Annotated in this window: 21 protein-coding genes and 1 pseudogene; 15 read left to right on the plus strand and 7 right to left on the minus strand. The window is 68.2% G+C overall.

All coding sequences use genetic code 11. The features are described 5' to 3' along the window. The 7 genes and pseudogenes from VHS75_RS11360 to VHS75_RS11390 all read left to right on the plus strand — a co-directional run. Positions 1–226: pseudogene (locus tag VHS75_RS11360) on the plus strand (succinate dehydrogenase/fumarate reductase flavoprotein subunit); the annotation flags it as partial. 7 nt (positions 227–233) lie between these two features. Further along, on the plus strand, positions 234–941 hold the full coding sequence (locus VHS75_RS11365) for a hypothetical protein (protein ID WP_329638729.1): 708 nt from the start codon (positions 234–236) through the stop codon (positions 939–941). Continuing rightward, a complete protein-coding gene (locus tag VHS75_RS11370; protein ID WP_329638730.1) occupies positions 928–1,689 on the plus strand; it encodes a class I SAM-dependent methyltransferase in 762 nt (253 codons plus the stop codon). The genes VHS75_RS11365 and VHS75_RS11370 overlap by 14 nt, the downstream gene beginning before the upstream one ends. Before the next feature lie 12 nt (positions 1,690–1,701). After that, positions 1,702–2,484 carry a succinate dehydrogenase iron-sulfur subunit gene (locus tag VHS75_RS11375; RefSeq protein ID WP_329638731.1) on the plus strand — a complete coding sequence of 261 codons (783 nt, stop codon included), beginning with the start codon at positions 1,702–1,704 and terminating at the stop codon, positions 2,482–2,484. 117 nt (positions 2,485–2,601) lie between these two features. Then, positions 2,602–4,452, plus strand: coding sequence for a DUF885 domain-containing protein (locus tag VHS75_RS11380; RefSeq protein ID WP_329638732.1), 1,851 nt, complete (start codon positions 2,602–2,604; stop codon positions 4,450–4,452). 160 nt (positions 4,453–4,612) lie between these two features. Continuing rightward, positions 4,613–5,842, plus strand: a complete 1,230-nt coding sequence (locus VHS75_RS11385) for an NAD(P)/FAD-dependent oxidoreductase (RefSeq protein WP_329638733.1) — start codon at positions 4,613–4,615, stop codon at positions 5,840–5,842. A gap of 22 nt (positions 5,843–5,864) precedes the next feature. Beyond that, on the plus strand, positions 5,865–6,185 hold the full coding sequence (locus VHS75_RS11390; protein ID WP_329638734.1) for a 2Fe-2S iron-sulfur cluster-binding protein: 321 nt from the start codon (positions 5,865–5,867) through the stop codon (positions 6,183–6,185). Between the two features lie 36 nt (positions 6,186–6,221). Here VHS75_RS11390 and VHS75_RS11395 read toward each other — a convergent pair whose 3' ends face one another. The 3 genes from VHS75_RS11395 to VHS75_RS11405 all read right to left on the minus strand — a co-directional run bounded on the left by VHS75_RS11395 (position 6,222) and on the right by VHS75_RS11405 (position 7,537). Next, entirely contained in the window at positions 6,222–6,500 is a 279-nt protein-coding gene (locus VHS75_RS11395) for a TonB family protein (protein ID WP_329638735.1), read from the minus strand. Positions 6,501–6,957: 457 nt separating this feature from the next. After that, positions 6,958–7,266, minus strand: coding sequence for an antibiotic biosynthesis monooxygenase family protein (locus VHS75_RS11400; RefSeq protein ID WP_329638736.1), 309 nt, complete (start codon positions 7,264–7,266; stop codon positions 6,958–6,960). 22 nt (positions 7,267–7,288) lie between these two features. After that, a complete protein-coding gene (locus VHS75_RS11405; protein ID WP_329638737.1) occupies positions 7,289–7,537 on the minus strand; it encodes a helix-turn-helix transcriptional regulator in 249 nt (82 codons plus the stop codon). Between the two features lie 416 nt (positions 7,538–7,953). Here VHS75_RS11405 and VHS75_RS11410 point away from each other — a divergent pair, with 416 nt between their 5' ends. Then, the gene (locus VHS75_RS11410; protein WP_329638738.1) at positions 7,954–8,658 is read left to right on the plus strand and encodes a DUF6134 family protein; all 705 of its coding nucleotides are present in this window, start codon (positions 7,954–7,956) and stop codon (positions 8,656–8,658) included. A 29-nt stretch (positions 8,659–8,687) separates the two neighbouring features. Beyond that, positions 8,688–10,058 carry a phospholipase D-like domain-containing protein gene (locus VHS75_RS11415; RefSeq protein WP_329638739.1) on the plus strand — a complete coding sequence of 457 codons (1,371 nt, stop codon included), beginning with the start codon at positions 8,688–8,690 and terminating at the stop codon, positions 10,056–10,058. Positions 10,059–10,313: 255 nt separating this feature from the next. On the opposite strand, the gene VHS75_RS11420 is transcribed toward VHS75_RS11415, so the two are convergent. Continuing rightward, positions 10,314–11,123: a MipA/OmpV family protein gene (locus tag VHS75_RS11420; RefSeq protein ID WP_329638740.1), complete on the minus strand. Its 810-nt coding sequence runs from the start codon at positions 11,121–11,123 to the stop codon at positions 10,314–10,316. Between the two features lie 194 nt (positions 11,124–11,317). Then, positions 11,318–12,823, minus strand: coding sequence for an NAD(P)/FAD-dependent oxidoreductase (locus VHS75_RS11425; protein ID WP_329638741.1), 1,506 nt, complete (start codon positions 12,821–12,823; stop codon positions 11,318–11,320). A 409-nt stretch (positions 12,824–13,232) separates the two neighbouring features. Between VHS75_RS11425 and VHS75_RS11430 the strand changes: the two genes are divergently transcribed. The 6 genes from VHS75_RS11430 (at position 13,233) to VHS75_RS11455 (ending at position 20,058) form a co-directional block, all read left to right on the plus strand. Next, positions 13,233–14,498: an EAL domain-containing protein gene (locus VHS75_RS11430; RefSeq protein ID WP_329638742.1), complete on the plus strand. Its 1,266-nt coding sequence runs from the start codon at positions 13,233–13,235 to the stop codon at positions 14,496–14,498. Between the two features lie 154 nt (positions 14,499–14,652). After that, entirely contained in the window at positions 14,653–16,470 is a 1,818-nt protein-coding gene (locus VHS75_RS11435; protein ID WP_329638743.1) for a DUF885 domain-containing protein, read from the plus strand. Between the two features lie 53 nt (positions 16,471–16,523). Then, positions 16,524–17,387 (plus strand): TIGR01459 family HAD-type hydrolase, encoded by an 864-nt coding sequence (locus tag VHS75_RS11440; protein WP_329638744.1) that lies wholly within the window; start codon positions 16,524–16,526, stop codon positions 17,385–17,387. A gap of 48 nt (positions 17,388–17,435) precedes the next feature. Further along, a complete protein-coding gene (locus VHS75_RS11445; protein WP_329638745.1) occupies positions 17,436–17,858 on the plus strand; it encodes a MaoC family dehydratase in 423 nt (140 codons plus the stop codon). Continuing rightward, positions 17,855–18,802 (plus strand): bifunctional riboflavin kinase/FAD synthetase, encoded by a 948-nt coding sequence (locus tag VHS75_RS11450; RefSeq protein ID WP_329638746.1) that lies wholly within the window; start codon positions 17,855–17,857, stop codon positions 18,800–18,802. Before VHS75_RS11445 ends, VHS75_RS11450 begins: the two co-directional genes overlap by 4 nt. 314 nt (positions 18,803–19,116) lie before the next feature. After that, positions 19,117–20,058 (plus strand): hypothetical protein, encoded by a 942-nt coding sequence (locus VHS75_RS11455; RefSeq protein ID WP_329638747.1) that lies wholly within the window; start codon positions 19,117–19,119, stop codon positions 20,056–20,058. A gap of 13 nt (positions 20,059–20,071) precedes the next feature. Here the strand turns inward: VHS75_RS11455 and VHS75_RS11460 are convergent, their stop codons facing one another. Next, a complete protein-coding gene (locus tag VHS75_RS11460; protein ID WP_329638748.1) occupies positions 20,072–21,121 on the minus strand; it encodes a permease in 1,050 nt (349 codons plus the stop codon). 103 nt (positions 21,122–21,224) lie between these two features. Beyond that, positions 21,225–22,055, minus strand: a complete 831-nt coding sequence (locus VHS75_RS11465) for a cyanophycinase (RefSeq protein WP_329638749.1) — start codon at positions 22,053–22,055, stop codon at positions 21,225–21,227. Positions 22,056–22,064: the final 9 nt, after the last annotated feature.

Consider the following 22,064-nt stretch of genomic DNA (forward strand, 5'->3'; position numbering starts at 1 on the left):
CGGCCAAGCGGTGGTCACGGTGGTCGGCGCCGAGAACCGGCAGGAAAGCCGCGGCGCGCACGCCCGCGAGGACTTCGCCGAGCGCAACGACAAGACCTGGATGAAACACACGCTCACCTGGTTCGACGACGCGACCGGCAAGGTGAGGATCGACTACCGCCCGGTGCACGACTTCACCATGACCAACGACATCGCCCCGATCCCGCCCAAGGCGCGGGTCTACTGAGGCGATCGTGGACGGCGCCCAGCCAGGTCTGGAGACTCCGCCAGCCATCGGCTGGTTCCATTCGCTGACCCTGCCGGGCGGCGAGACGACGGCGGGCGAGAAGCCGGCCGCCGTGCTGGCGGCGGAGGCCGAGGTGGTCTTCGGGCACGGCGTGGCCGGCAAGCGGGTGCTGGATATCGGCGCCTGGGACGGGTTCTTCAGCTTCGAGGCGGAGCGGCGGGGCGCGGCGCGCGTCCTGGCCACCGACCATTTCTGCTGGTCGGGCGACGGCTGGGGGACCAAGGCGGGGTTCGACTACGCGCACCGCCGGCTGGGCTCGCGGGTGACAACGCTGGATATCGATGTGCCGCGCATCGGGCCGGAGACGGTGGGCGTGCACGATGTGGTGCTGTTCCTGGGCGTGCTCTACCATGTGAAGGACCCTTTTGCCGCGCTGGAGCGCGCAGCCTCGGTCACCGCGGACCTGCTGGTGGTGGAGACCGCCACGGCGCTGGACGGCCTTCCGTGGCCGGTGGCGCGCTACTACCGCGGCCGCGAGCTTAACGACGACCCGACCAACTTCTGGGCGCCCAACCGGCGCTGCCTGGAAGGCATGACCCGCGACCTTGGGTTCACCCGCATCGAGATGACGGGCCATCCGTCGACCCGGCCGCACTGGCGCCGGCCGGACCTCTATTGGAAGCACAACCGGGTGTTCATGCATGCCTGGCGCTGACCCCAAGCCCCTGGTGCGCGACACCGACGCCGACTGGCGCGAGCTCGGTCAGACGCAGCCCTATTGGGCGGTGCTCAGCCATCCGGACTTCCGCAGCGAGAGCCTGACACCGGCGAAGATCGAGGAATTCTACGCCTCGGGCCCCTTCCACATCGGCCCGATCGCTGAGGGCCTGAAGGCCCTGACCGGCGAGCTTCCCTCGGGCCGCGCTCTGGACTTCGGCTGCGGTGTGGGCCGGCTGGCCGAGGCGATGCAGGCCTATGCCGGCCACGTGACCGGCGTCGACATCTCGCCCGGCATGCTGGCCCTGGCGCGTGCGCGCGGCTCGAAGGTCAATTACGTCGACCACATCCCGGCCGGGCCCTTCGACTGGATCAACAGCTTCATCGTCTTCCAGCACATCCCGCCGGCGCGCGGCGAGCAGATCATCGAGGAGCTGCTGAGCAAGCTGGCCGACGGTGGCATGGTCAGCCTGCAGCTCACCATCTGGCGCGACAAGAACCGCGAGTGGCCCAAGGACGAGGCGCAGGAGTCCGTCCGCAGCTTCTTCCGCAAGAAGATCAAGGGCGACCGACTGCTGAGCCTGCCAGTGGGTCACATCCACATGTACGACTACGACCTGTCGCGGGTCGTGCGCCTGTTGAACCTGGCCGGCGTCGAAGAGATGCGGCTGACCCACACCAACCACGATGGCCACCACGGGGCCATCATCCTGGGGCGCAAGACCGCGCCGCCCAGCATTTCCTAGGGACTAAGCACCATGGTCGAACTCGTCCTGCCGAAGAACTCCCGCGTCACCAAGGGCAAGCATTTTCCGGCGCCGGCCGGGGCTACGAAGACCAAGACCTTCCGCGTCTACCGCTACGATCCGGAGGGCTCGGAGAACCCGCATTGGGACACCTACGAGGTGGACGTCGAGCACTGCGGCCCGATGGTCCTGGACGCCCTGATCTACATCAAGAACGAGATCGACCCGACGCTCAGCTTCCGCCGGTCCTGCCGCGAGGGCGTCTGCGGTTCCTGCGCCATGAACATCGGCGGGCGCAACACGCTCGCCTGCACCCACGGCTGGGACGAGGTGCCCGGCAAGGACGTGCAGATCAGCCCCTTGCCGCACATGCCGGTGATGAAGGACCTGGTGCCGGACCTCACCCAGTTCTACGCCCAGTACGCCTCCATCGAGCCCTGGCTGCACACCGAGACGCCGGAGCCGCAGAAGGAGTGGCTGCAATCGCCGGAGGACCGCGAGAAGCTCGACGGCCTCTACGAGTGCATCCTCTGCGCCTGCTGCACCACCTCCTGCCCCAGCTACTGGTGGAACCAGGACAAGTACCTGGGCCCGGCGACCCTGCTGCAGTCCTACCGCTGGCTGATCGACAGCCGCGACGAGGCGACGGGCGAGCGGCTGGATGCGCTGGAGGACCCCTTCAAGCTCTATCGCTGCCACACGATCATGAACTGCGCCCAGGTCTGCCCGAAGGGTCTGAACCCGGCCAAGGCCATCGCCGAGGTCAAGAAGATGCTGGTGGAGCGGGTGGTCTAATTGACACCGCTCATCCCCGCGAAGGCGGGGACCCATACGGGGCCTGGGCTGAGCGGTCGCGGCAAATTTTAAGTCGGCTTGGGTTCCCGCCTTCGCGGGAACGAGCGGAGGGGTGAGATGGCGTTCAGGTATTCGGGTTGGGGAACATCGACGGCGGCCTCCGTGGCCATGGGGCTGGCGTTCCTGTCAGCGATGGCGCCGGCGCCTGCCGCCGCTCAAGTTGGCCCGAGCGCGGCCAGCCAGAGCGAGGCGGCGCGGCTGACCGCCTTCCTCGACGCCGAATATGCGCAGGCGATGAAGTTCAGCCCGCAGCAGTCGAGCTCCTTCGGGAGCAAGGAAGGCCTCGACAAGCTGAACGACCTCAGCGACGCGGCCGACCTGCAGCGCCTGGAATGGCGGCGCGGAAGCGTGGCGCGCCTGAAGGCCCAGTTCCAGCGCGCCAAGCTGCCCCTGGAATCCCAGATCAGCTACGACATGTGGATCGACGAGCTGGATTCCACCGAGCTCGCCTACAAGTTCCGCGACTACGAATACGCCGCCGGCCAGATCCAATCGTCCCTGCCGACCTTCCTGATCGGCTCGCACCTGGTGGAGTCGGCCTCCGACATGGCCGCCTACAACGCCCGCGTGATGGCCATGGGCCACGCCATGGACCAGGTGCGCGAGCGCGCGACCGTGTCCGTTGCGAAGGGCATCCGCATGCCCCGCTTCCAGTACGAGCGCGCCATCCGCGAGGGCGCGAAGCTGACCTCCGGCCAGCCGTTCGATGCGGCTGGACCGGATTCCCCGCTCTGGGCCGACGCCAAGGCCAAGGTCGGCAAGCTGCAGGCCGCCGGCAAGGTCACGCCGGACGAGGCGCAGAAGCTGCTGGAGGGGACCAGGACCGCGCTCCTGACCGGCATGAAGCCCGGCTACCAGCGGATGGCCGACTGGCTGCAGGCCGATATCGCTAAGGCGCCCTCCGGCAAGGTCGGCGCCGTCACCCTGCCCAATGGCCTGGCCTGGTACGCCGCCGCGCTCAAGCTGCAGACCCGCACCGACCTCACCGCCGCCCAGATCCACGCCCTGGGTCTCTCGGAGGTCAAGCGCATCCAGGGCGAGATGGACGCGCTCGCCAGGCAGGCCGGCTCCTCCGATGCCGAGACCTACTACAAGGAGCTGCTGCGGCTCGATCCGCCGCAGCCCTACAACGACCAGAACCGCGCCGAGATCCTCAAATATTCCAATGACCTGATCGCCAACGACCGGGCGCACCTGCCGGCGATGTTCAACACCCTGCCGATCTACGGCATCGAGGTGGTGCGCGAGCCCTTGTTCAGCGAGGTGGCCGGCGGCGCGGCCCACACCAATGGCGCCAGTCCCGATGGCAAGCGCCCGGGCCGGGTCTATCTGCACATGCTGGGCAACACCTCGCTGCGCGCCAGCCTGCCGGACCTGATGTGCCACGAGGGGATCCCCGGCCACGCCATGCAGGGCGACATCCGGGTGCGCCAGAAGGATGTTCCGAAGTTCCGCCTGGCCGCCCGCAACGCCGCCTACAACGAGGGCTGGGGCCTCTATTCCGAGCTGCTCTGCAAGGAGATGGGCGTCTATCAGGACATCCCCTCCGACTTCATGCGGTTGAACGGCGAGCTGTTCCGCGCCGTGCGCCTGGTCGCCGACACCGGCCTGCACGCCAAGGGCTGGACCGAGCAGCAGACGGTCGACTACCTGAAGACCGTCGGCCACCGCGACGAGGACGGCGCCCGCGCCGAGACCCGCCGCTACATCGTCGGGCCCGGCCAGGCCACGGCCTACAAGATCGGCATGATCCGCATCCTGGCGCTCCGCACCGAGGCGCAGAATGCGCTCGGCCCGAAGTTTGACATCAAGGCCTTCAACGACATGATCATCGCCTCGGGCTCGCTCCCGCTATCGGTGCTCGACATGCGCGTGCACGAATGGGTGGCGGAGCGGAAGGCGGGGTGATCCATCCCGCTCGTCCCGGCGAAAGCCGGGATCCAAGCTGAATCTGAGTGCGCCGCTCGACCGACCGGTTAGGCTGGCCTGCCGTATGGGTCCCGGTGTTCGCCGGGACGCTCGGCGTGGGGAAGTTGACGCTCGCGTCATTTTTGGGCATCGAGGCGGGATGAGCGACCCTACCGCACATGTGGTGATCCTAGGCGCCGGCCATGCGGGCGGCACGACGGCGGCGCTGCTGCGCCAGTACGGGTTCGAGGGCCCGATCACCCTGGTGGGCGAGGAGCCGATCCCGCCCTATCAGCGCCCGCCGCTCTCCAAGGCCTGGCTGAAGGGCGAGGCCGACGCGGACTCGCTGGCCCTGAAGCCGCTGGAGTTCTACCCCGAGCACAATATCGACTTCCGCGCCTCGACCACGGCGACCACCATCAACCGCGGCGCCAAGACGGTGGCGCTCTCCGACGGATCGAGCCTCAGCTACGACGTGCTGATCCTGGCCACCGGCGCACGGGCCATCGCGTTGCCGATCCTCGGCGCGGACCTCGAGGGCGTGATGTTCCTGCGCACGGCCGCCGACGCGGAAACGCTGAAGGCCACCGTCGGGCCGGGAAGGACGCTGGCCGTGGTCGGCGGCGGCTACATCGGGCTCGAGGTCGCCGCCTCCGGCCGCGCCCTGGGCGCTGAGGTGGTGGTGCTGGAGCGTGAGGATCGCCTGCTGGCCCGCGTCGCCTGCGAGACGCTCTCGACCTTCTTCAAGGCCTATCACGAAGCCCACGGCGTCACCTTCGAGCTGGGCGCCACGGCGACGGCCTTCGAGGGCCGGGACGGTCACGTCACCGGCGTCACCCTGGCCGATGGGCGCACCATCGCTTGCGACGCCGTGGTGGTCGGCGTCGGCGCCGCGCCCAACGACGAGCTCGCCAAGGACTGCGGCCTCGACACCGCCCGCGGCGTGGTCGTCGACCTGGAGGCCCGCACCTCCGACCCGTCGATCTTCGCCATCGGCGACGTCGCCCACCGGCCGATGCCGATCTACGGCCGCATGTTCCGCATGGAGAGCGTGCCCAACGCCCTTGAGCAGGCCAAGCAGGCCGCCGCCGCCATCGTCGGCCGCCCGCCGCCGGCCGGCGAGGTCCCCTGGCAGTGGTCCGACCAGTATGACCTGAAGCTGCAGATCGCCGGCTACGCCTTCGACGTCGACCAGATCCTGGTCCGCGGCGACCCGGCGTCGGGCAAGTTCGCGGTCTTCCACTTGAAGGGCGATCTGGTGCAATCGGTGGAAGCGATCAATTCACCGCCCGAGTTCATGATGGGCAAACAGCTGATCGGGGCGCGGCGTCCGGTCGACAAGGCCAGACTTGCAGACCCCACCGTTTCCATGAAAGAGGTCGCCGTCTGAACGGCGTTAAGTCGAGGGACTAATGGCGAAGATCACCTACATCGAACACGACGGCACAGAGCACGTCATCGATGTGAAGCCCGGCCTCACCGTCATGGAAGGCGCGGTGAAGAACAACGTCCCCGGCATCGACGCCGACTGCGGCGGCGCCTGCGCCTGCGCCACCTGCCACGTCTATGTGGATGAGGCCTGGCGCTCGAAGACCGGCGAGAAGTCGGCCATGGAAGAGTCGATGCTCGACTTCGCCGAGAACGTCGAGGACAACTCGCGCCTCTCCTGCCAGATCAAGGTCTCGGACGCGCTGGACGGGTTGGCGGTGCGGATGCCGGAGAGCCAGCACTAGGGGGGTTGGCAGCACTACGCCGGCTTCTCGGAAGCGCTAGGTCGGAAGATTGAAGTTAATCGGAACTTGAATTCGGGCGCCGGCGGCTGGCTGTTTCGTCGGATCGGGCTGCGGCTTCATCTTGAAAAGGGGAGCCATCCGCAAGGCCGCGGCGCCGAAGTCGTAACCGCTCGGCTCTTCGCTCGCGACCTTGCAGTCCGTCAGCCACTCTCCGTCCACGAGACAGTCCAATACAGCCTCGCCGCTCGTTACGCCGGCCGAGAGGGCCTTCTCGGGATAGTAGTGGATTTTGCCGCTGGCCACTTCGGCGGTCACCCGGTCATGCCGTTGCTGCCCGGTCTCCCGCGCCGCTGGAGGTTCGGTCCCGGCTACGACTAACGCCGCGAGCGCAGCCAATAGTGACAATTCGCGCCCCCTTCGCTTTTGCATCTCCCAGATGCCACCGCGCCTTAAACCTCATGGTTGAAGCGAGCCTTGGGGCCTCGGCTTGTCAAGGACCGGCCTCTGGCCGGCCGCGTCGCGGCGGCGCTTTGCGCCGTCCTTGAGAAGCCGAGGCCCCAAGGCAGAATGGCCGCCATAAGATTTAAGCCGCGGCTTGCGCTTCATCCCTAACTCACCGCCCACCCAAACCTCGTCGTCCTCCGGTCGCGCGAAGACGCGATCCGGGGGACCCAAGCGGCCTCGCTCTATTCTGAAATTCAGCTTGGGCCCCCCGGATCAGCCTACGGCTGACCGGAGGATGACGAAGGGGAAAAGGAAGGCTCGCCGGAGTTCAGGCTTCCGCCCCACCGAACCTCTCCGCCACCTCATACATCCCCGGCTCAAACGTCGCGATCTGCAGCGCCTCCTGCAGATAGGGCGCGGGCGTCGGATCGGCGCGCATGGCCTGGTAGTCCTCGGCGCTGCGCCACTGCGCGTACATGGTGACCTTCGCGCCGTCCAAGCTCCGGTGCAGGGTCGCCGACAGGAAGCCCGGGGCATGCTGCACGGAGGTCTCGGTGGCGCGGGTCAGCAACTCCACGAGACGCGTCTGATCGGCCGGCGCCACCGTGAAGACGTTGATCAGGATGACCGGTGACACCGCGGGGCTGACCGGAACGGCCTTACGCTACGCGCTGTTCGGCGGAAGCTTCGCTATCGAGGCCCTCATAGAAGTACTGCGTTCCCACCCCGAGCGCGCCCGCCAGCCGCCAGAGCATCGCCGCTGAGATGCGGTGCGTGGCGCATTCGTATTTCTGAATCTGCTGGAAGCCGACGCCGCAGGTCGCCGCAAGATCGCTCTGCGTGAGGTGCAGTAGTCTACGCCGCTGACGCAGCCGTCTTCCGAGGTGAACATCGACGATCTCGGTCATCTTCGAATTCCCCAACCAATCCGTAGCGGCCAAGGCCAGCAACCCTGACCTCAAGGGCGCTGCCAGCCATTCCCTATCCCGGTGAGTGATAGCATACATGTCGAATACTCGACACTGTACGATGCCCTCACGAGAGGTCCGCGAATTTAGTCTGTAAAGTGCTCGCTGCCAATGAGTCTGAAGTCCTGGGCCTTTAGCCCTGGGCGGCGTCTCGCGGCCGGCGCCTCACCTGGGCGGATAGGCGGTGTAGATGTAGTCGTCCGCCGCGACCGTCGTATGACAGGCGTAGCCGCATTCGGCGCCGAACCCCTTGGGCTGATCATCTCTGCTCCCTCGCCCGGCTATATGTCGGGCAGACGACAACCTTATCGGCGGTCCGCGCGTTACGGTGCAGGTAGCGTGGGAACAAATGTAGAATGAAATGGACTCCGATCCTGGGCTGCGCTGCGCTTCTTGCCGCCGGCGCCTCGCCCGTCGTGGCGAAGACGTCGCCGCAGATCTACAGCTACGCGGTCACCCACCCGGTCTATGGGGCCATCGGAACCTACGATCGCAGCAGCGACGAGGCCGATGGGCTGACGCGCGCGGAGGCCCACTTGAGGATCGCGGTCAGGGTCCTGGGCGTCGTGGTTCGCCGGGAGACCGCCGACCAGACGGAGGTCTGGCGCGATCACCGGTTGATATCCTTCCAGAGCCTGAACAGCACCAATGGCCGGCGCAGCACCATCAGCGGAGCGGCCGGCGGCGACAGGTTCGCGGTCACCTCGCCCTCGGGAACCGAGACCGCGCCGGCCGACGTCGTGGCGTCCGACCCCTGGTCCCTGAACCGGCTGGGCCCCGGCGCCGTGGTGTCGACCCGCACCGGCAAGATCAGCTCAGTCGAGGTGACCGGCGGCGAGCCGGAAACGATCGTGCTGCACGGGGTTTCCGAGTCGGCCCGGCACTACCACGTGAACACCGCCGCCCAGCCGAACAAGTGGGAGGTCTGGATCGACGCCCACGGTGTGCCGGTCAAGTTCCGCAGTCTCGAGACCGGCGGCGCGATCGATTTCACCCTGGTGTCCGCGCCGCAAGGCGCGGGCGGGGTCGCCAGCGGCACGACGCCTGGGCTGAGCCGTTGAACGTCCGGCGACTTCCTGCGAGCCGGGCGATGGCCGCGCTCTGCATCGGCTTTGCGGGGCTTTCGGCCTGCACCACGGTTCCGACGATCAGCCCGACGGTCGGGCGCGCGGCGAGCGCGCAAACGCCCGAGATCATCGGAACGCACGGCCCCCTGACGTCGGCTCAGATCAAGGCGAAGCTCGCCCAGCTCAGCGACACGCCGGGCGAGGACGCGCTATTGCACCGTCACATGGCCATCGAACAGGCGGTGGCCGAGAGCCCTCTGGTGGCCGGCGAGACCACCCATCTGCTGAAAGATGGCGTGATCACCTTCCGCGCCATGTTCGCCGCGATCGGCGCGGCGAAGCACAGCGTCAATCTGGAGTATTTCATCTTCGAGGACGTCGAGATCGACGGTGTCCACCTCGGCGACCTGCTCCTCGCCAAGCGGGCCGAGGGCGTGGCGGTCAACGTCATCTATGACAGCTTCGGCTCCAGTGACACGCCGAAGGCCTTCCTCGACCGGCTGAGGGCCGGCGGCGTAAACGTCCTCGAGTTCAACCCGCTCAATCCCCTGAAGGCGAAGGTGGGCTATACGCCCAACGACCGCGATCACCGCAAGATCCTGGTGGTCGACGGCTCGACCGCCATCGTCGGCGGCGTCAACCTCAGCACGACCTACCAGCCCAATCCCATGGGCAAATCGGGGAGCATCCCGGGCGAGCCCGCTGCGCACTGGCGCGACACCGACCTGGAGATCACCGGACCCGCCGTGGCCCAGCTCCAGACCCTCTTCCAGGACCATTGGCGCGAGCAGCACGGGCCGGCGATCGACGAGGCGGGCTGGTTTCCGACCCTGCCGCCGACGGGCGGCGCGGTGGTGCGCATCCTCGGCAGCGCGCCACACCAAGACGCCACCCGCTACTACATGACCGTGATCTCCGCGATCCGCAGCGCGCGCAAGTCGGTCACGGCCAGCGCGGCCTACTTCGTGCCGACCCACGATGAGATGGAGGCCCTGACCGAGGCGGCGCGCCGCGGCGTGGACGTGCGGCTGCTGCTGCCGGACCGCAGCGACTCGCCCAATTCCATCGCGCTCGGCCACGCCCACTACGCCGACCTCCTGGAAGCCGGGGTGAAGATCTACGAGACCCACGACTTGGTGCTGCATTCCAAGACGGTGGTCGTGGACGGCGTCTGGTCGGCGGTCGGATCGTCGAACTTCGACCACCGCAGCATCATCTCCAACGACGAGGTCGACGCCGTTGTCCTGGGCGCCGATACCGCGCGCGAGCTGGAAGCCATGGCCGAGGATGACCGGGCGCGCGCCACGCCCATCGACGGCAAGACCTGGTCGCACCGGCCGCTGAGCGCCCGGGCCCGGGAAACCTACGCCCGCGTCTGGGAACGGTGGCTGTAGCCGTCGTCCGGGCCATCCAGCCAAGCCTGGACTTCAGGTATAGAGGCGTCCTCCTCCCCTTGTGGGAGGAGGTGGCCTGCGGAGCAGGTCGGAGGTGGGGTCTCTCAAACCTTTCAGCGCGGCCCGAAACTCAGTCTCGCGCGGCGAACGGAGCGTGACCCCACCACCGTCAGCCGTCCGGCTGACACCTCCCACAAGGGGAGGAGGATCGCCGAACCGTGACCTCAGAATGAATGTCGATCCGCCCTTACGGCCCTATCGGCCGAAGATGTACTTGACCCCAAGCGCGGTGCTGAACTGGTCCCTTGACCCCAGGATAGCGACGATGGGACTGCCGGCCGCACTTCCCATCAGGCGATGATATTCGCTGTCCGCCACGATGCTCCAGCGCGGGGTCCAACGATATTCGGCGCTCGCCAGCAGGCCAGCCGAGGAGAACGTTCCGTCGCCTGCATAGGCCCCGATCCCAAAGGGGCTGCGCGCCGCCTCAAGCGGCGTCACCCCGAAATAGGTCTGCGTGAACTTGCTCTCCGCCCAGTGCGCGCGCGGCCCGATCGACAGCACCCATGTGGCGTCGCGGTAGACCGCGTCGGCGCTCAGATCCGCCATCCAGGCCCGGTTGCCGCCGAAGCCGTGGCGCACTTCGGCGCGGATCCGCAAGGCGTCGACCGGCCACCAGTTGACGAAGGCGCCGGGCTCGACGGCCCAGTCGATCTTGTCGAACCCGCGCAGACGGTCGTGATCGTCGCGGCTGGAGCGCCACCGGAGCACCACGCCTGTGTTCAGGCTGGGGTCGCCAATCAGGTGCAGGCTGGGGCTGTCGTCCGGGGCGATGAAAACCGGCGCCACGCCCGGCCGCGACAGGCTCAGGCTGCCGCCCGGCCCGACGCTGTAGGTTTTGGACCCCATGTAGTCGGGCGCGACGCGAAGCTGCAGGGTGGCGGCCACCGACCAGCCGAAGATTCCCTCGCTCGGTGGGTCGGCTTGCTGAGCGTTGGCCTGAGCCGCCTGCATCAGGAAAGCGCCAGCCGCCACCGCGGCTCCGACGTGGGCGATGCGAAACATGAGGGCGTTCTCCCGCCGACCTGTTCGACGCAGCTTAGCAGTGCGCTCACCCCCGCCTTTGTTCCCTTCGCGCCGGCGCCTAGAGCCCTTCCCACTCAGGTCGGATCAACCTGAGTGGATAAGAAGGGCTCCAGATATAGACGACGACCCTGTTCTTTCCCGGCTGACTTGATTCAAGTCAGCCGGGACAGGGTCTAGGCCGCCACCTTCGCCCGCGCCTTCGCCGGGTTCGAGAACTGCAGCACGCCGTCCTCCAGCTTGGCGTAGCGCAGGCTCATCAGGTCCATGGCGTAGTTCTGGTGCAGGCGCCACGGGGCCTTGGAGCCCTGCTTCGGGAACGAGGCCATGGCGCGCTGGACGTAGCCGGAGGAGAAATCGAGCCATGGCTGGCGCTCGATATTGGGGTCGTCGTTGCGGGCGGTCACCTGGCGCAGGCCGGTGCGCTTCATCTGGTTCAGCACCCGGCAGATGTATTCGCAGGTCAGGTCGGCCTTCAGGGTCCAGGACGCGTTGGTGTAGCCGAACACCGTCGCCAGGTTCGGGATATCCTCGTACATCATGCCCTTGTAGGCGAGCGTCTGGCTCGGATCGACGGCGCGGCCGTCGATGCTCAGCGCCAGGCCGTTCAGCACCTGCAGGCGCAGGCCCGTGGCGCTGACGATGATGTCGGCGGGCAGCTCGGCGCCGGACTTCAGCTTGATGCCGGTTTCGGTGAAAGTCTCGATGGTGTCGGTGACCACGCTGGCCTTGTCGGCCTTGATCGCTTCGAAGAGGTCGGCGTCGGGCACGAGGCACAGCCGCTGGTCCCAGGGATTGTAAGTCGGCGTGAAGTGGCGATCGACGTCGTAGTCGGGGCCAAGCTGGGCGCGGACCATGTCGATGATATTCTTCTTCACCGCGGCGGGCTTGTTGCGGGCCAGGCGGAAGAACCACATGCCGAACAGCACATTGCGCCAGCGGATCAGTTGATAGGCCAGCATGCCCGGCAGCCACCGGCGCAGCTTGTTGGCCATCTCGTCCTCGGCGGGCCGGGAGACGACATAGGTGGGCGAACGCTGCAGCATGGTGACGTGCCTGGCCGTGGCGGCCATGGCCGGGACCAGGGTCACCGCCGTCGCGCCCGAGCCGATCACCACCACGCGCTTGCCAGCGTAGTCCAGGTCTTCCGGCCAGTGCTGCGGGTGGACGAAGGCGCCCTTGAACCGCTCGCGGCCGGGGAACTCCGGCGTGTAGCCGCCCTCGTAATTGTAGTAGCCGCCGCAGAGGAACATGAAGCTGGCAGTCAGCTTGACCGTGCGGCCGTCCTTCAGCCGGGCGATGATGGTCCAGAGCGCATCCTCGCTCGACCAGGCCGCCGCGGTGACCTGGTGGCCATAGCGGATGTGCTGGTCGATCCCATAGTCGCGGGCGGTCTCGCGGACGTACTTCAGGATCGAAGGCCCATCGGCGATCGCCTTGGCCTCGGTCCACGGCTTGAAGGCGTAGCCCAGGGTGTACATGTCGCTGTCGGAGCGGATGCCCGGATAGCGGAACAGGTCCCAGGTGCCGCCGATCGCCTCGCGGCCTTCCAGGATCACGTAGCTGCGGTCGGGCGCCTTGTCCTGCAGGTGCCACCCGGCGCCGATCCCCGACAGGCCCGCGCCCACGATCAGCACGTCGAAATGCTCGACCGCCCCGCCGCCTGGAGTTCCGTCCGCCATCGTCAGGTCTCGCGCTAGCTCAGGTGAACACCGATCACATAATTTGCTTTGCGAGGCCAGCACGGCCGCGAAGCGGCGACTTGGTCCACGAACCACACGAACCACACGAACGAGTGCTCCGCGTCAGCGGAGGCTCGGTCGATTCAACCACCAAGAACACCAAGAGCGCCAAGAAAATGAGGGCGATCGCAAGGCCTGCGGGCCTGGCTCGGCCTCTTGGCGATCTTGGTGGTTTGAAAAGGGACTGCCCGCTGTGCGAGCTTCTCAGGACGAAACCCGTTCGTGTGGTTCGTGTGGTTCGTGGATCAAATCTTGCCGCGCCAGCCACAACGCCGCGCCCGCGTTAATTCCTTCGACTTGCCGTCAAGCTGCGTCGGATACTGGCCGAAGTGATTCGGATGGCGGGACCATGCGCCGGCTGACCCTCGGCCTTCTCTGTGCGACCTACCTCTGCCTGTCGCTGATCGTCTCCCTGACGCTGTGGCGGAACGGGGGCGGCTGGGGCGCAGGGGTGGCGGCGCTCGTCGGCGGGCTTGGCCTCTGCCTCGCCTTCCACGGCCTGATCGAGCGCGCGCTGGAGACCGGCCAGATCAAGGGCGACGTGGAGACCATCCGCGAGGCCCACCGCATTCTCCTGACCCAGGTCGAGGCGCTGGACGCCCGGGTCACCGAGATCTTCGAGGCCGTGGCCGACGACGCCCAACGCTCCGACGACCTCTTGGACGAGGTCCACATGCTGGAGACCCTGGTCCAGCGGATGCAGACCCGGCTGGACGAGCAGGGCGATGCGCCGGCCTTCCCCGCGCGCCTGGGCGGCGACGCGCGCCAGACGCCGGCCCTGCTCGACACCGTGCGCGAGGCGTTGACCGAGAACCGCGTCGACCTCTACCTGCAGCCGATCGTCGCCCTGCCGCAGCGGCGCACCCGCTTCTACGAGAGCTTCTCGCGCCTGCGCGACGACACCGGCCGGGTGATGATGCCGGCGGAGTACCTGACCGTCGCCGAGCCCGGCGGTCTGGTCACCGCCATCGACAACCTGCTCTTGTTCCGCTGCGTGCAGATCGTGCGGCGCCTGGCCAAGCAGGACCGCAAGATCGGCATCTTCTGCAACGTCTCCATGGCCAGCCTGGGCGACGAGAGCTTCTTCCCGCAATTCCTCGACCTGCTCACCGCCAACCGCGACCTGGCCGGCGCGCTGATCTTCGAGGTCGGCCAGGCGGCGTTCGACGCCCGCGGCTCGGTGGAGGCGCGCAACATGGGGAAGCTCGCCGATCTCGGCTTCCGCTTCAGCCTGGACAAGGTCACCGACCTCGACCTCGACTGGCAGGATCTGGCCCGCTCGGACGTGAAGTTCCTGAAGATCGCCGCCCAGGTGCTGCTGGACGAACTGACCGAGGTCGACGGCCGCTTGGTGCTGCGCTCGCTGCCCGACCTCGCCGCCGAGGACTTCACCCAGCTCACCCGCCGCTACGGCGTCGAGGTGATCGCCGAGAAGATCGAGGCCGAGCGCCAGGTGGTCGACCTGCTGGACCTCAACCTCGACTACGGCCAGGGCCACCTGTTCGGCGAGCCCCGCGCCATCAAGGAAGCCGTGCTCACCGAAGCCGGCCCGCCGCCCAACCTGATCCGCCCGCAGTTCCGAGACACGCTCCCGCGCCGCGCGGCGTTCGGGTAGTCCCACGCCCCTAAACCGCTCATCCCCGCGAAAGCGGGGACCCAGGTTTTTTGTGTTGCGGACGCCTGCCAATGCTCCGCGATCCATGCTCAACAAGGAAAGCGCCTGGGTCCTTGCTTTCGCGGGGATGAGCGGGTGAGTTGGGGGAACACACGTGCTCGATCGCCGTCAGCTACTCGCCACCGGCGCCGCCGCCGCCATCCTCTCGTCCGCGTCCGCCGCCCACGCCGCTTCGCCCGAGTCCGCGAAGCTCACGGCCCTGCTCGACGCCTTCTTCCAGGAGAACCTGGAACGCCAGCCCGAGGGCGCCACCCAGCTCGCCCTCGACAAGGGCAGGTACGCCGGCCTGAAGTCCAAGCTTGAAGACGTCTCCACGGCCGGCATGGCCGCCGAGTGGGCGGCGAACCTCAGTCAGATGCGCCGGCTGAAGGCCATCGACCGGACGAAGCTCACCGGCATGGACGCGGTGAACTACGACACGGTGCTCTACGTCGCCGAGACCACCCAGCCGCTCCTCGACCTGGACATCGGCGGGCGCGACGGGTTCTCGCCCTCCTGCTACGTGCTCTCGCCCATCACCGGCGCCTATCAGCGGATGCCGGATTTCCTGGACGACAACCACACGGTGGAGACCGCGTCCGACGCCGAGGCCTATCTCGCGCGCCTGGACGGTTTCGCGACCGCCTTGGACAGCAACACCGATCGCTTCCGCCACGATGTGGGCAAGGGTGTCCTGCCGCCGGACTTCCTGCTCGACATCACCATCGCCCAGGTGGGGGCGCTGCGGACCACCGGCGACAAGTCGGACCTGGTGAAATCACTCGACAAACGCGCCCGCGCCAAGGGTCTCGGCGAGGGCTTTGGCCATCGGGCGGCCCAGGTCTATGACGCCAAAGTCGGCCCCGCGCTGGACCGCCAGATCGCCGCCCTGAAGCAGGCCCGGCCGGGCGCGGTCCACGACGCCGGGATCTGGCGCTTCAAGCAGGGCCCGGCCTTCTACGCGGCCAATCTGAAATACACGACCACGACCGGCATGACGCCGGCCGAGGTGCACCAGCTGGGCCTCGACCAGGCCAAGGAATATGGCGCGCGCCTGGACGTCCTCCTGAAGAAGCAGGGCCTCAGTCAGGGCACGGTCGGCGAGCGGATCAAGGCGCTCTACAAAGACCCCAGCTACTACTTCCCCAACACCGATCCGGGCCGGGCCCAGCTGCTCGCCTACCTTCAGGAGCGGCTGACGGCGGTTCAGGCGCGCCTGCCCACCATGTTCAACCGCCTGCCGAACCAGGCGATCGAGCCCCGGCGCGTGCCGCCCGCCATCGAGTCCGGTTCGCCGCTGGCCTATTCGGAACCGGCGCCCATGGACCGCTCGCGGCCGGGCGTCATCTTCTTCAACCTGGCCGACACCCACGAGTGGCCGAAGTGGAACCTGCCCTCGACCCTCTATCACGAGGGTCTGCCGGGCCATCAGCTACAGGGCGGCCTGGCGCAGGAGAGCCAGGGCATCCCGATGCTGCGCAAGAACATGTACTTTTCGGCCTATGGCGAAGGATGGGCGCTCTACGCCGAGCAGCTGGCCCAGGAACTCGGCATGTACGAGGACGATCCGCTGGGCGAGATCGGCTGGCGCAAGGCGCAGATCTTCCGCGCCGGCCGCTGCGTGGTCGACACCGGCATGCACGCCATGCGCTGGAGCCGCGAGCAGGCGATCGAATATATGATGGGCCTGGACGGCGACGCCGAGGGCTCCACGACACGGGAGGTGCAGCGCTACTGCGCCATTCCCGCCCAGGCCTGCAGCTACAAGATCGGCCACACCTTCTGGCTCGATCAGCGGGAGCGGGCCAAGGCGGCGCTGGGGCCGAAGTTCGACATCAAGGCCTTTCACGACGCGGGGCTGTTGTCCGGCGCCATGCCACTGGACGTGATGGCCTCGGCGATCGGGGGCTATATCGCCGCGGCGAAGGCCTAGCCGACACGCACGATCCGATTGACCGGGAGCCGGCGCCCCGCTACCCGCGCCCGATGACCGCTCCCCAGTCCGTCGCCGGCCTCTCCCAGCTTTCCGGGCGCTACGACGCCCTGCTCTGCGATGTCTGGGGGGTGATCCACAACGGCCGCGAGAGCTTCCCCGCCGCCTGCGACGCCCTGGCAAAGTTCCGCGCCGAGCGCGGCCCGGTCGTGCTGATCTCCAACGCCCCGCGTCCCTGCGGCCCCGTCATCGAACAGCTCGATACGCTCGGCGTGCCGCGCGAGGCCTGGAGCCACATCGTCACCTCTGGCGACGCCACGCGGCGGCTGCTGGCCGCCCGCGCGCCCGGCCCCGCCTGGCTGATCGGCCCCGACCGCGACTGGCCGCTCTACGAGGGCCTCGGCCTGGAAACCTCCGACCTGGCGAGCGCAAAGTTCATCTCGGTCACCGGCCCGTACGACGACGAGAACGACGAGCCCGCCGATTACCGCGATCGCTTCATCGAAGCGGTGGGCCGCGATCTGGAGCTCATTTGCGCCAACCCGGACATTGTCGTGCAGCGTGGCGAGAAGCTGATCTACTGCGGCGGCGCGCTGGCCCAGCTCTACGAGAGCCTGGGCGGCCGCGTCACCATGGCCGGCAAGCCCTATCCGGCGATCTATGAACTCTCCCTGGCCAAGGCCGCTGAGAGCCTCGGCCGGCCGCTGGAGCCGGCCCGCGTGCTCTGCATCGGCGACGGCCTGCCCACCGACATCCGCGGCGCCAATGCGCGGGGCCTCGACGTGCTGTTCGTGGCCAGCGGCATCCACGGCGGCGAGACCATCGGGCCGGACGGCCTCAACGCCGCCGCTGTCGCCGATCTCCTGCGACAGGATGGGCTCAGCGCGACCTACGCCATCGCCGACCTGGTCTGGTGAGCGGGACTGATCGCCGCTAAGTGGAACGCTACAGCTGAGGAGCGACGGGTGCAGGGACTCTATTTCGACGAGCTGAGCGTGGGCCAGAGCGCCGAGGTTGCGCACACCGTCGGCGCCGCCGACATCGAGGCCTTCGCGGCGGTCTCCGGCGACGTCAATCCCGTGCACATGGACGAGGCCTACGCCAAGACCACAGCCTTCGGCGGGCGGATCGCCCACGGCATGCTGAGCGCGGCCTATATCTCCGCAGTGCTGGGCAACGACCTGCCGGGGCCGGGCGCGATCTACCTGTCGCAGTCGCTGCGCTTCCGCCGCCCGGTGAAGATCGGCGATCCCGTGGTGGCCCGGGTGACGGTCAAGGCGCTGGACGCCGCCAAGGCCCACGCCACCTTCGAGACCGTCTGCCTGGTGAACGGCAAGACCGTGGTGGACGGCGAGGCCCTGATCATGGTCCCCCGCAGGGACAAATGAGGCGCCTTAGGGTCATCAAGGGCTGGAAGGACCTGCCGGACGGCGACCGCGGCGCCGCGCTGGCCATGGGCAGCTTCGACGGCGTGCACCGCGGGCACCAGCGGGTGATCGCGCTGGCCGCCAAGGCCGCAGCGGAACTCGGGGCTCAGCTCGGCGTGATCACTTTCGACCCGCACCAGCGCGCCTATTTCCGCCCCGACGAGCCCGCGTTCCGCCTGATGAAGCCGGACCAGCAGGCTCGCGCGCTCGAGGCCCTGGGCGTCGACGTGCTCTACGTCCTGCCCTTCGACAATCTCGCCGACATGAGCGACCGCGAGTTCGCCGCCAAGGTGCTGCATCAAGGCCTGGGCGCGGCGCATGTGGCGGTCGGCTTCGACATCACGTTCGGCAAGAACCGCACCGGCAGCCCGGAGGCCATGAGGGCCTATGGCGAAGAGCTGGGCTTCGGAGTCTCGGTAGCCGAGCCGGTGGCCGACGCCAGCGGCGAGAAGTTCTCCTCGACCGCCGTGCGCGAGGCCCTTCGCGACGGCCGTCCCGCCGATGCCGCCGCCATCCTCGGCCGGCCCTTCGCCATCGAGGGCGCCGTGCAGCGCGGCCGCCAGCTCGGCCGCAAGCTGGGTTTCCCCACCGCCAATGTGGCGCTCGGCGACTATGTGATCCCCAGGTTCGGGGTCTACGCCACCCGCACCCGCCTGCCGGACGGCCGCGACATCCCCGGCGTCGCCAACCTCGGCGTCAACCCGACCATCGAGGGTACGCGCGTCCCCCTCCTGGAAGTGTGGTTGTTCGACTTCGACGAGGACATCTACGACCAGGTGATCGAGACCGACCTGATCGCCTTCCTGCGCCCCGAGGCCAAGTTCGACAGCCTGGAGATCATGACCGAGCAGGTCATGAAGGACGCCAAGGCCGCCCGGGATTTGCTGATGCCCGAGATGGATTAGCACCTACAAGATCCTCCCCCAGGGCGCAGCCCGATTGAGGGGGAGGTGTCGCGGCGCGGAACGCCGTGACGGAGGGGGTTCCAGCCCACGACCCGCCGCCTGGCGTGGCTCCGCTGTCTGGGATTTGGACTGATCCGGTGCTGAACCGGACGTTCCGAGGGCCGGTCTCCGGCGTCGAAGTGCGCGAACCTTAGGCGGGGGTCGCGGCGCGCACCGGCGTTTGACCATCCTGACGACCGCCCGATCCGCTTGCGCGCAAGCCGCATGTTCCCTATTTGTTCAATTCCCCGCCATCACCAACCTCGATCCCGCCCATGCCCAGCCCCTACGCCCAGGACGCCTCTCGCCTGAAAGCCGAGATCGTGGCGCGAGTGGACGCAGGCGAGTTCCTCCGCGCGGTCTGCGCTTCGCCGGGCATGCCATTCGAGAACACCGTCCGCACCTGGGCCCGAGCCGACCCCCTGTTCGGCGAAGCCCTCACCGCCGCGCGCCGCCGAGGCGAGTGGCGCAGGCTCTGGGTCGTCGATGAGGCCAAGGCGCAGGCCTTCCTGGCGCAGGCGCGGGCGGGCGCGCCAATCCGGTCGCTGCTGGGCCAGCCGGGGATGCCGTCGCAAACCGCCTACCGCCGCTGGAAAATCGCTCAGGCGCCGTTCGCGGAGGCCGCCTTCGCCCTGCTGCAACGGCGCAACCAGCGAAGCCGAGAATGGGGCTGCGCCCGCCGCCGCGAGTTCGATCCCAAGGTGGCCGACCGGATCATCGTGCGGCTGCGGACGGCGAGCGGCCTGAAGGCGCTGCTGAAATCGGACCCAGAGCTGCCCTCCCGCGAGGTCCTGACGCGCTGGCGACGCGAGCAGCCGCAGTTCGACCGGGTGCTGAAAATGATCCTCGCCGCGAAGCGCCACGTCGGATCGCCGGTCCCGGATATCCTAGCGGAAGACGTCGCCGATCACATCGCCACTGGCGGCACGTTCCTCAGCTACAGCCGCGCGCCCGGCGGCCCCTCATTCAACACCCTGCGCCGCTGGATGCGCGACTCGAACTTCGCCCGTGAGGTGGAAGACGCCTGTCGTTGGCGGGAGGAGTGGTTGCAGGACCAGATCGAGATGGTCGCGCAGGAGCCGCCGCCGGGTCCGATACGCGAGATGGAGCGCGCCATCGGCCCGCTCAAGCGCCAGCTCGTCCGCCTGCGCCACCGCCCGCGTAAACCGCTGTACCCCGCGCCGAGGCGGAAAGGCGAAGCGCCGACTTCGCCCTGATCGCCGCCCTGCCTCAGAGGCCCATTGCGACGGCCAGCGCGCCGCCGGCCAAGCCGAACAGTACGACGCCGCCGGCGACCGCGGCCAGGATGCGCGGCGGGAAGGATCGGGCCAGCATGGCCATCGACGGTAGGCTGATGGGCGGCAGGGTCATCAGGAGCGCGCCCGCCGGACCCGCGCCGATCCCCAGTGCGAGCATGGCCTGGATGATCGGAACCTCGCCGGCGGTGGGGATCACGAACAGCGCGCCGACGACGGCGAAGGCCACGATCCATTGGACGTGATTGCCGATGTCGGGCCCGATGGTCGGGAACAACCACGCGCGTCCCGCGCCGAGGAGCAGCACCAGGACTATGTACTCCGGGACCAGCCGCAGCGTCATGCGGCCGAGGATCAGCAGCCATCTGCGGAAGGGGGTGTCCTGCGGGGCGGCGACCAGCGCGGCGGTCGCCGTCTCGGCCTGCGCGGCCTCTCGCGCCGATGTCAGACGGTTGGCCAGATAGCCCAGGCCGAACACCATCGGCACACCGAGGATGATCCGCAGCGCCGTCCAGCGCCACCCCAGGACGAAGCCCATGAAGACCAGCGTCGCGGGGTTCAGAACGGAGTTGCCGAGCCAGAAGGCGATCGCGCCGCCGGCCGAAGCCTGTTGTCGGCGCAAACCGACAACCACGGGCGCCGCGCAGCAGGTGCACATCATCCCAGGCAGGGCGAGAAGGCCGCCCGCCACCGCGCTGCCGAACCGGGTCCTGCCGAGTAAGCGCGTCACCCAGTCGGTGGGCAGCAGCGCTTGGGCGCCGGACCCCAGCACCAGGCCCAGGACCATCGCCTTCCAGATCGCCTTTCCGTAGGCGAGGGCATAGGCCAGCGCCGCGTCCCACGACGGCGCTGGCGGGTGCGCCGCCTTGCCCATGAGGATCGACTGGCCGATCGAGTGCGTGGACGCCGCCACAAAGGCGCGATCCCAATAGGGCAGCCACTTCACATACAGCAGGCCCGCTACCGCGATCGCGGCGAACAGGATCCAGCGCGGCGCGGGGGCGAGGCTTCGGGTTTCTGACATCCACGGGTCCGATGCGCTTGCGGGACAGGTGCGCCTTTTGGGCCGCGGGAGCGCGGCGATCAAGATTGCAGGACTAGCTTTGCCCTGCGTAGGGAGACCGCCCCTACCGCTTCGCCGTCGATGTCAGCGTCGTCAGGTCGAACCCGTCCCCCGCGCCCAGCAGGTAGTAATGCCCGCCGTTCGGCTGTTCCTTCCCGTCGTGGATGAACACGTGGCCCGCGCCCAGCACCTTGAAGCTGTCGCGCTTCACCTCGATGGCGGTGGACTGGTCGATGCCGATGCCCAGGAGGTCGGGGTGGGCCTTCACCAGGGCGTCGAGGTCGCCTTCGCGATGGCGCGCGGTGACGTGCTGGTCGACGCCGGCGCCGGTGATCAGGCCGAAGCCCTGCTCATAGCCCGGGGCCATGAGGACCTCGTTCCCCGCCTTGGCGCCGCGCACCATGTAGGAGGCCTGGATCGAGGCGCCGGCCGAGGTGCCCCCCGCCACGCCGCCGCGGGCCAGCAGGTTGTGGATTTCGGTCTCGGTGCGGGTGCTGAGATAGCTGTCCACCAGATGCCACTGGCGGCCGCCCACGAACCACACCGCCTTGGCGCGCTTCAAAGGCGCCACGAACGCCTCGCTGTCGGCCTCCTTGCGGTCGGTGGTGTGCAGGATGGTGAGGTGGGTCGCGCCCAGCTCTTTGAAGATCTTCAGGCAGTCGCAGTCGGGACCGTACTTGGCCTCGCCGCCGGCGGTGGGGATCACCACGATCTCCGCGCTCGGCCCGCCGGCCAGGTTGATGAACCGGCCCAGGATCTCCGGCCCGAGCTTGCCGCCGCCGGCGATGATCAGGGTCCCATGCTCGGGGCCTTTCACCACCGGCGCGGCGTGAGCGGCGGCGCCGAACAGCAGGACCGCGGCGGCGAGGGCCACGGATCGAAGATTGAAGCTCATGCAAAGGTC

The organism is Phenylobacterium sp., assembly GCF_036264965.1.
GTDB lineage: Bacteria > Pseudomonadota > Alphaproteobacteria > Caulobacterales > Caulobacteraceae > Phenylobacterium.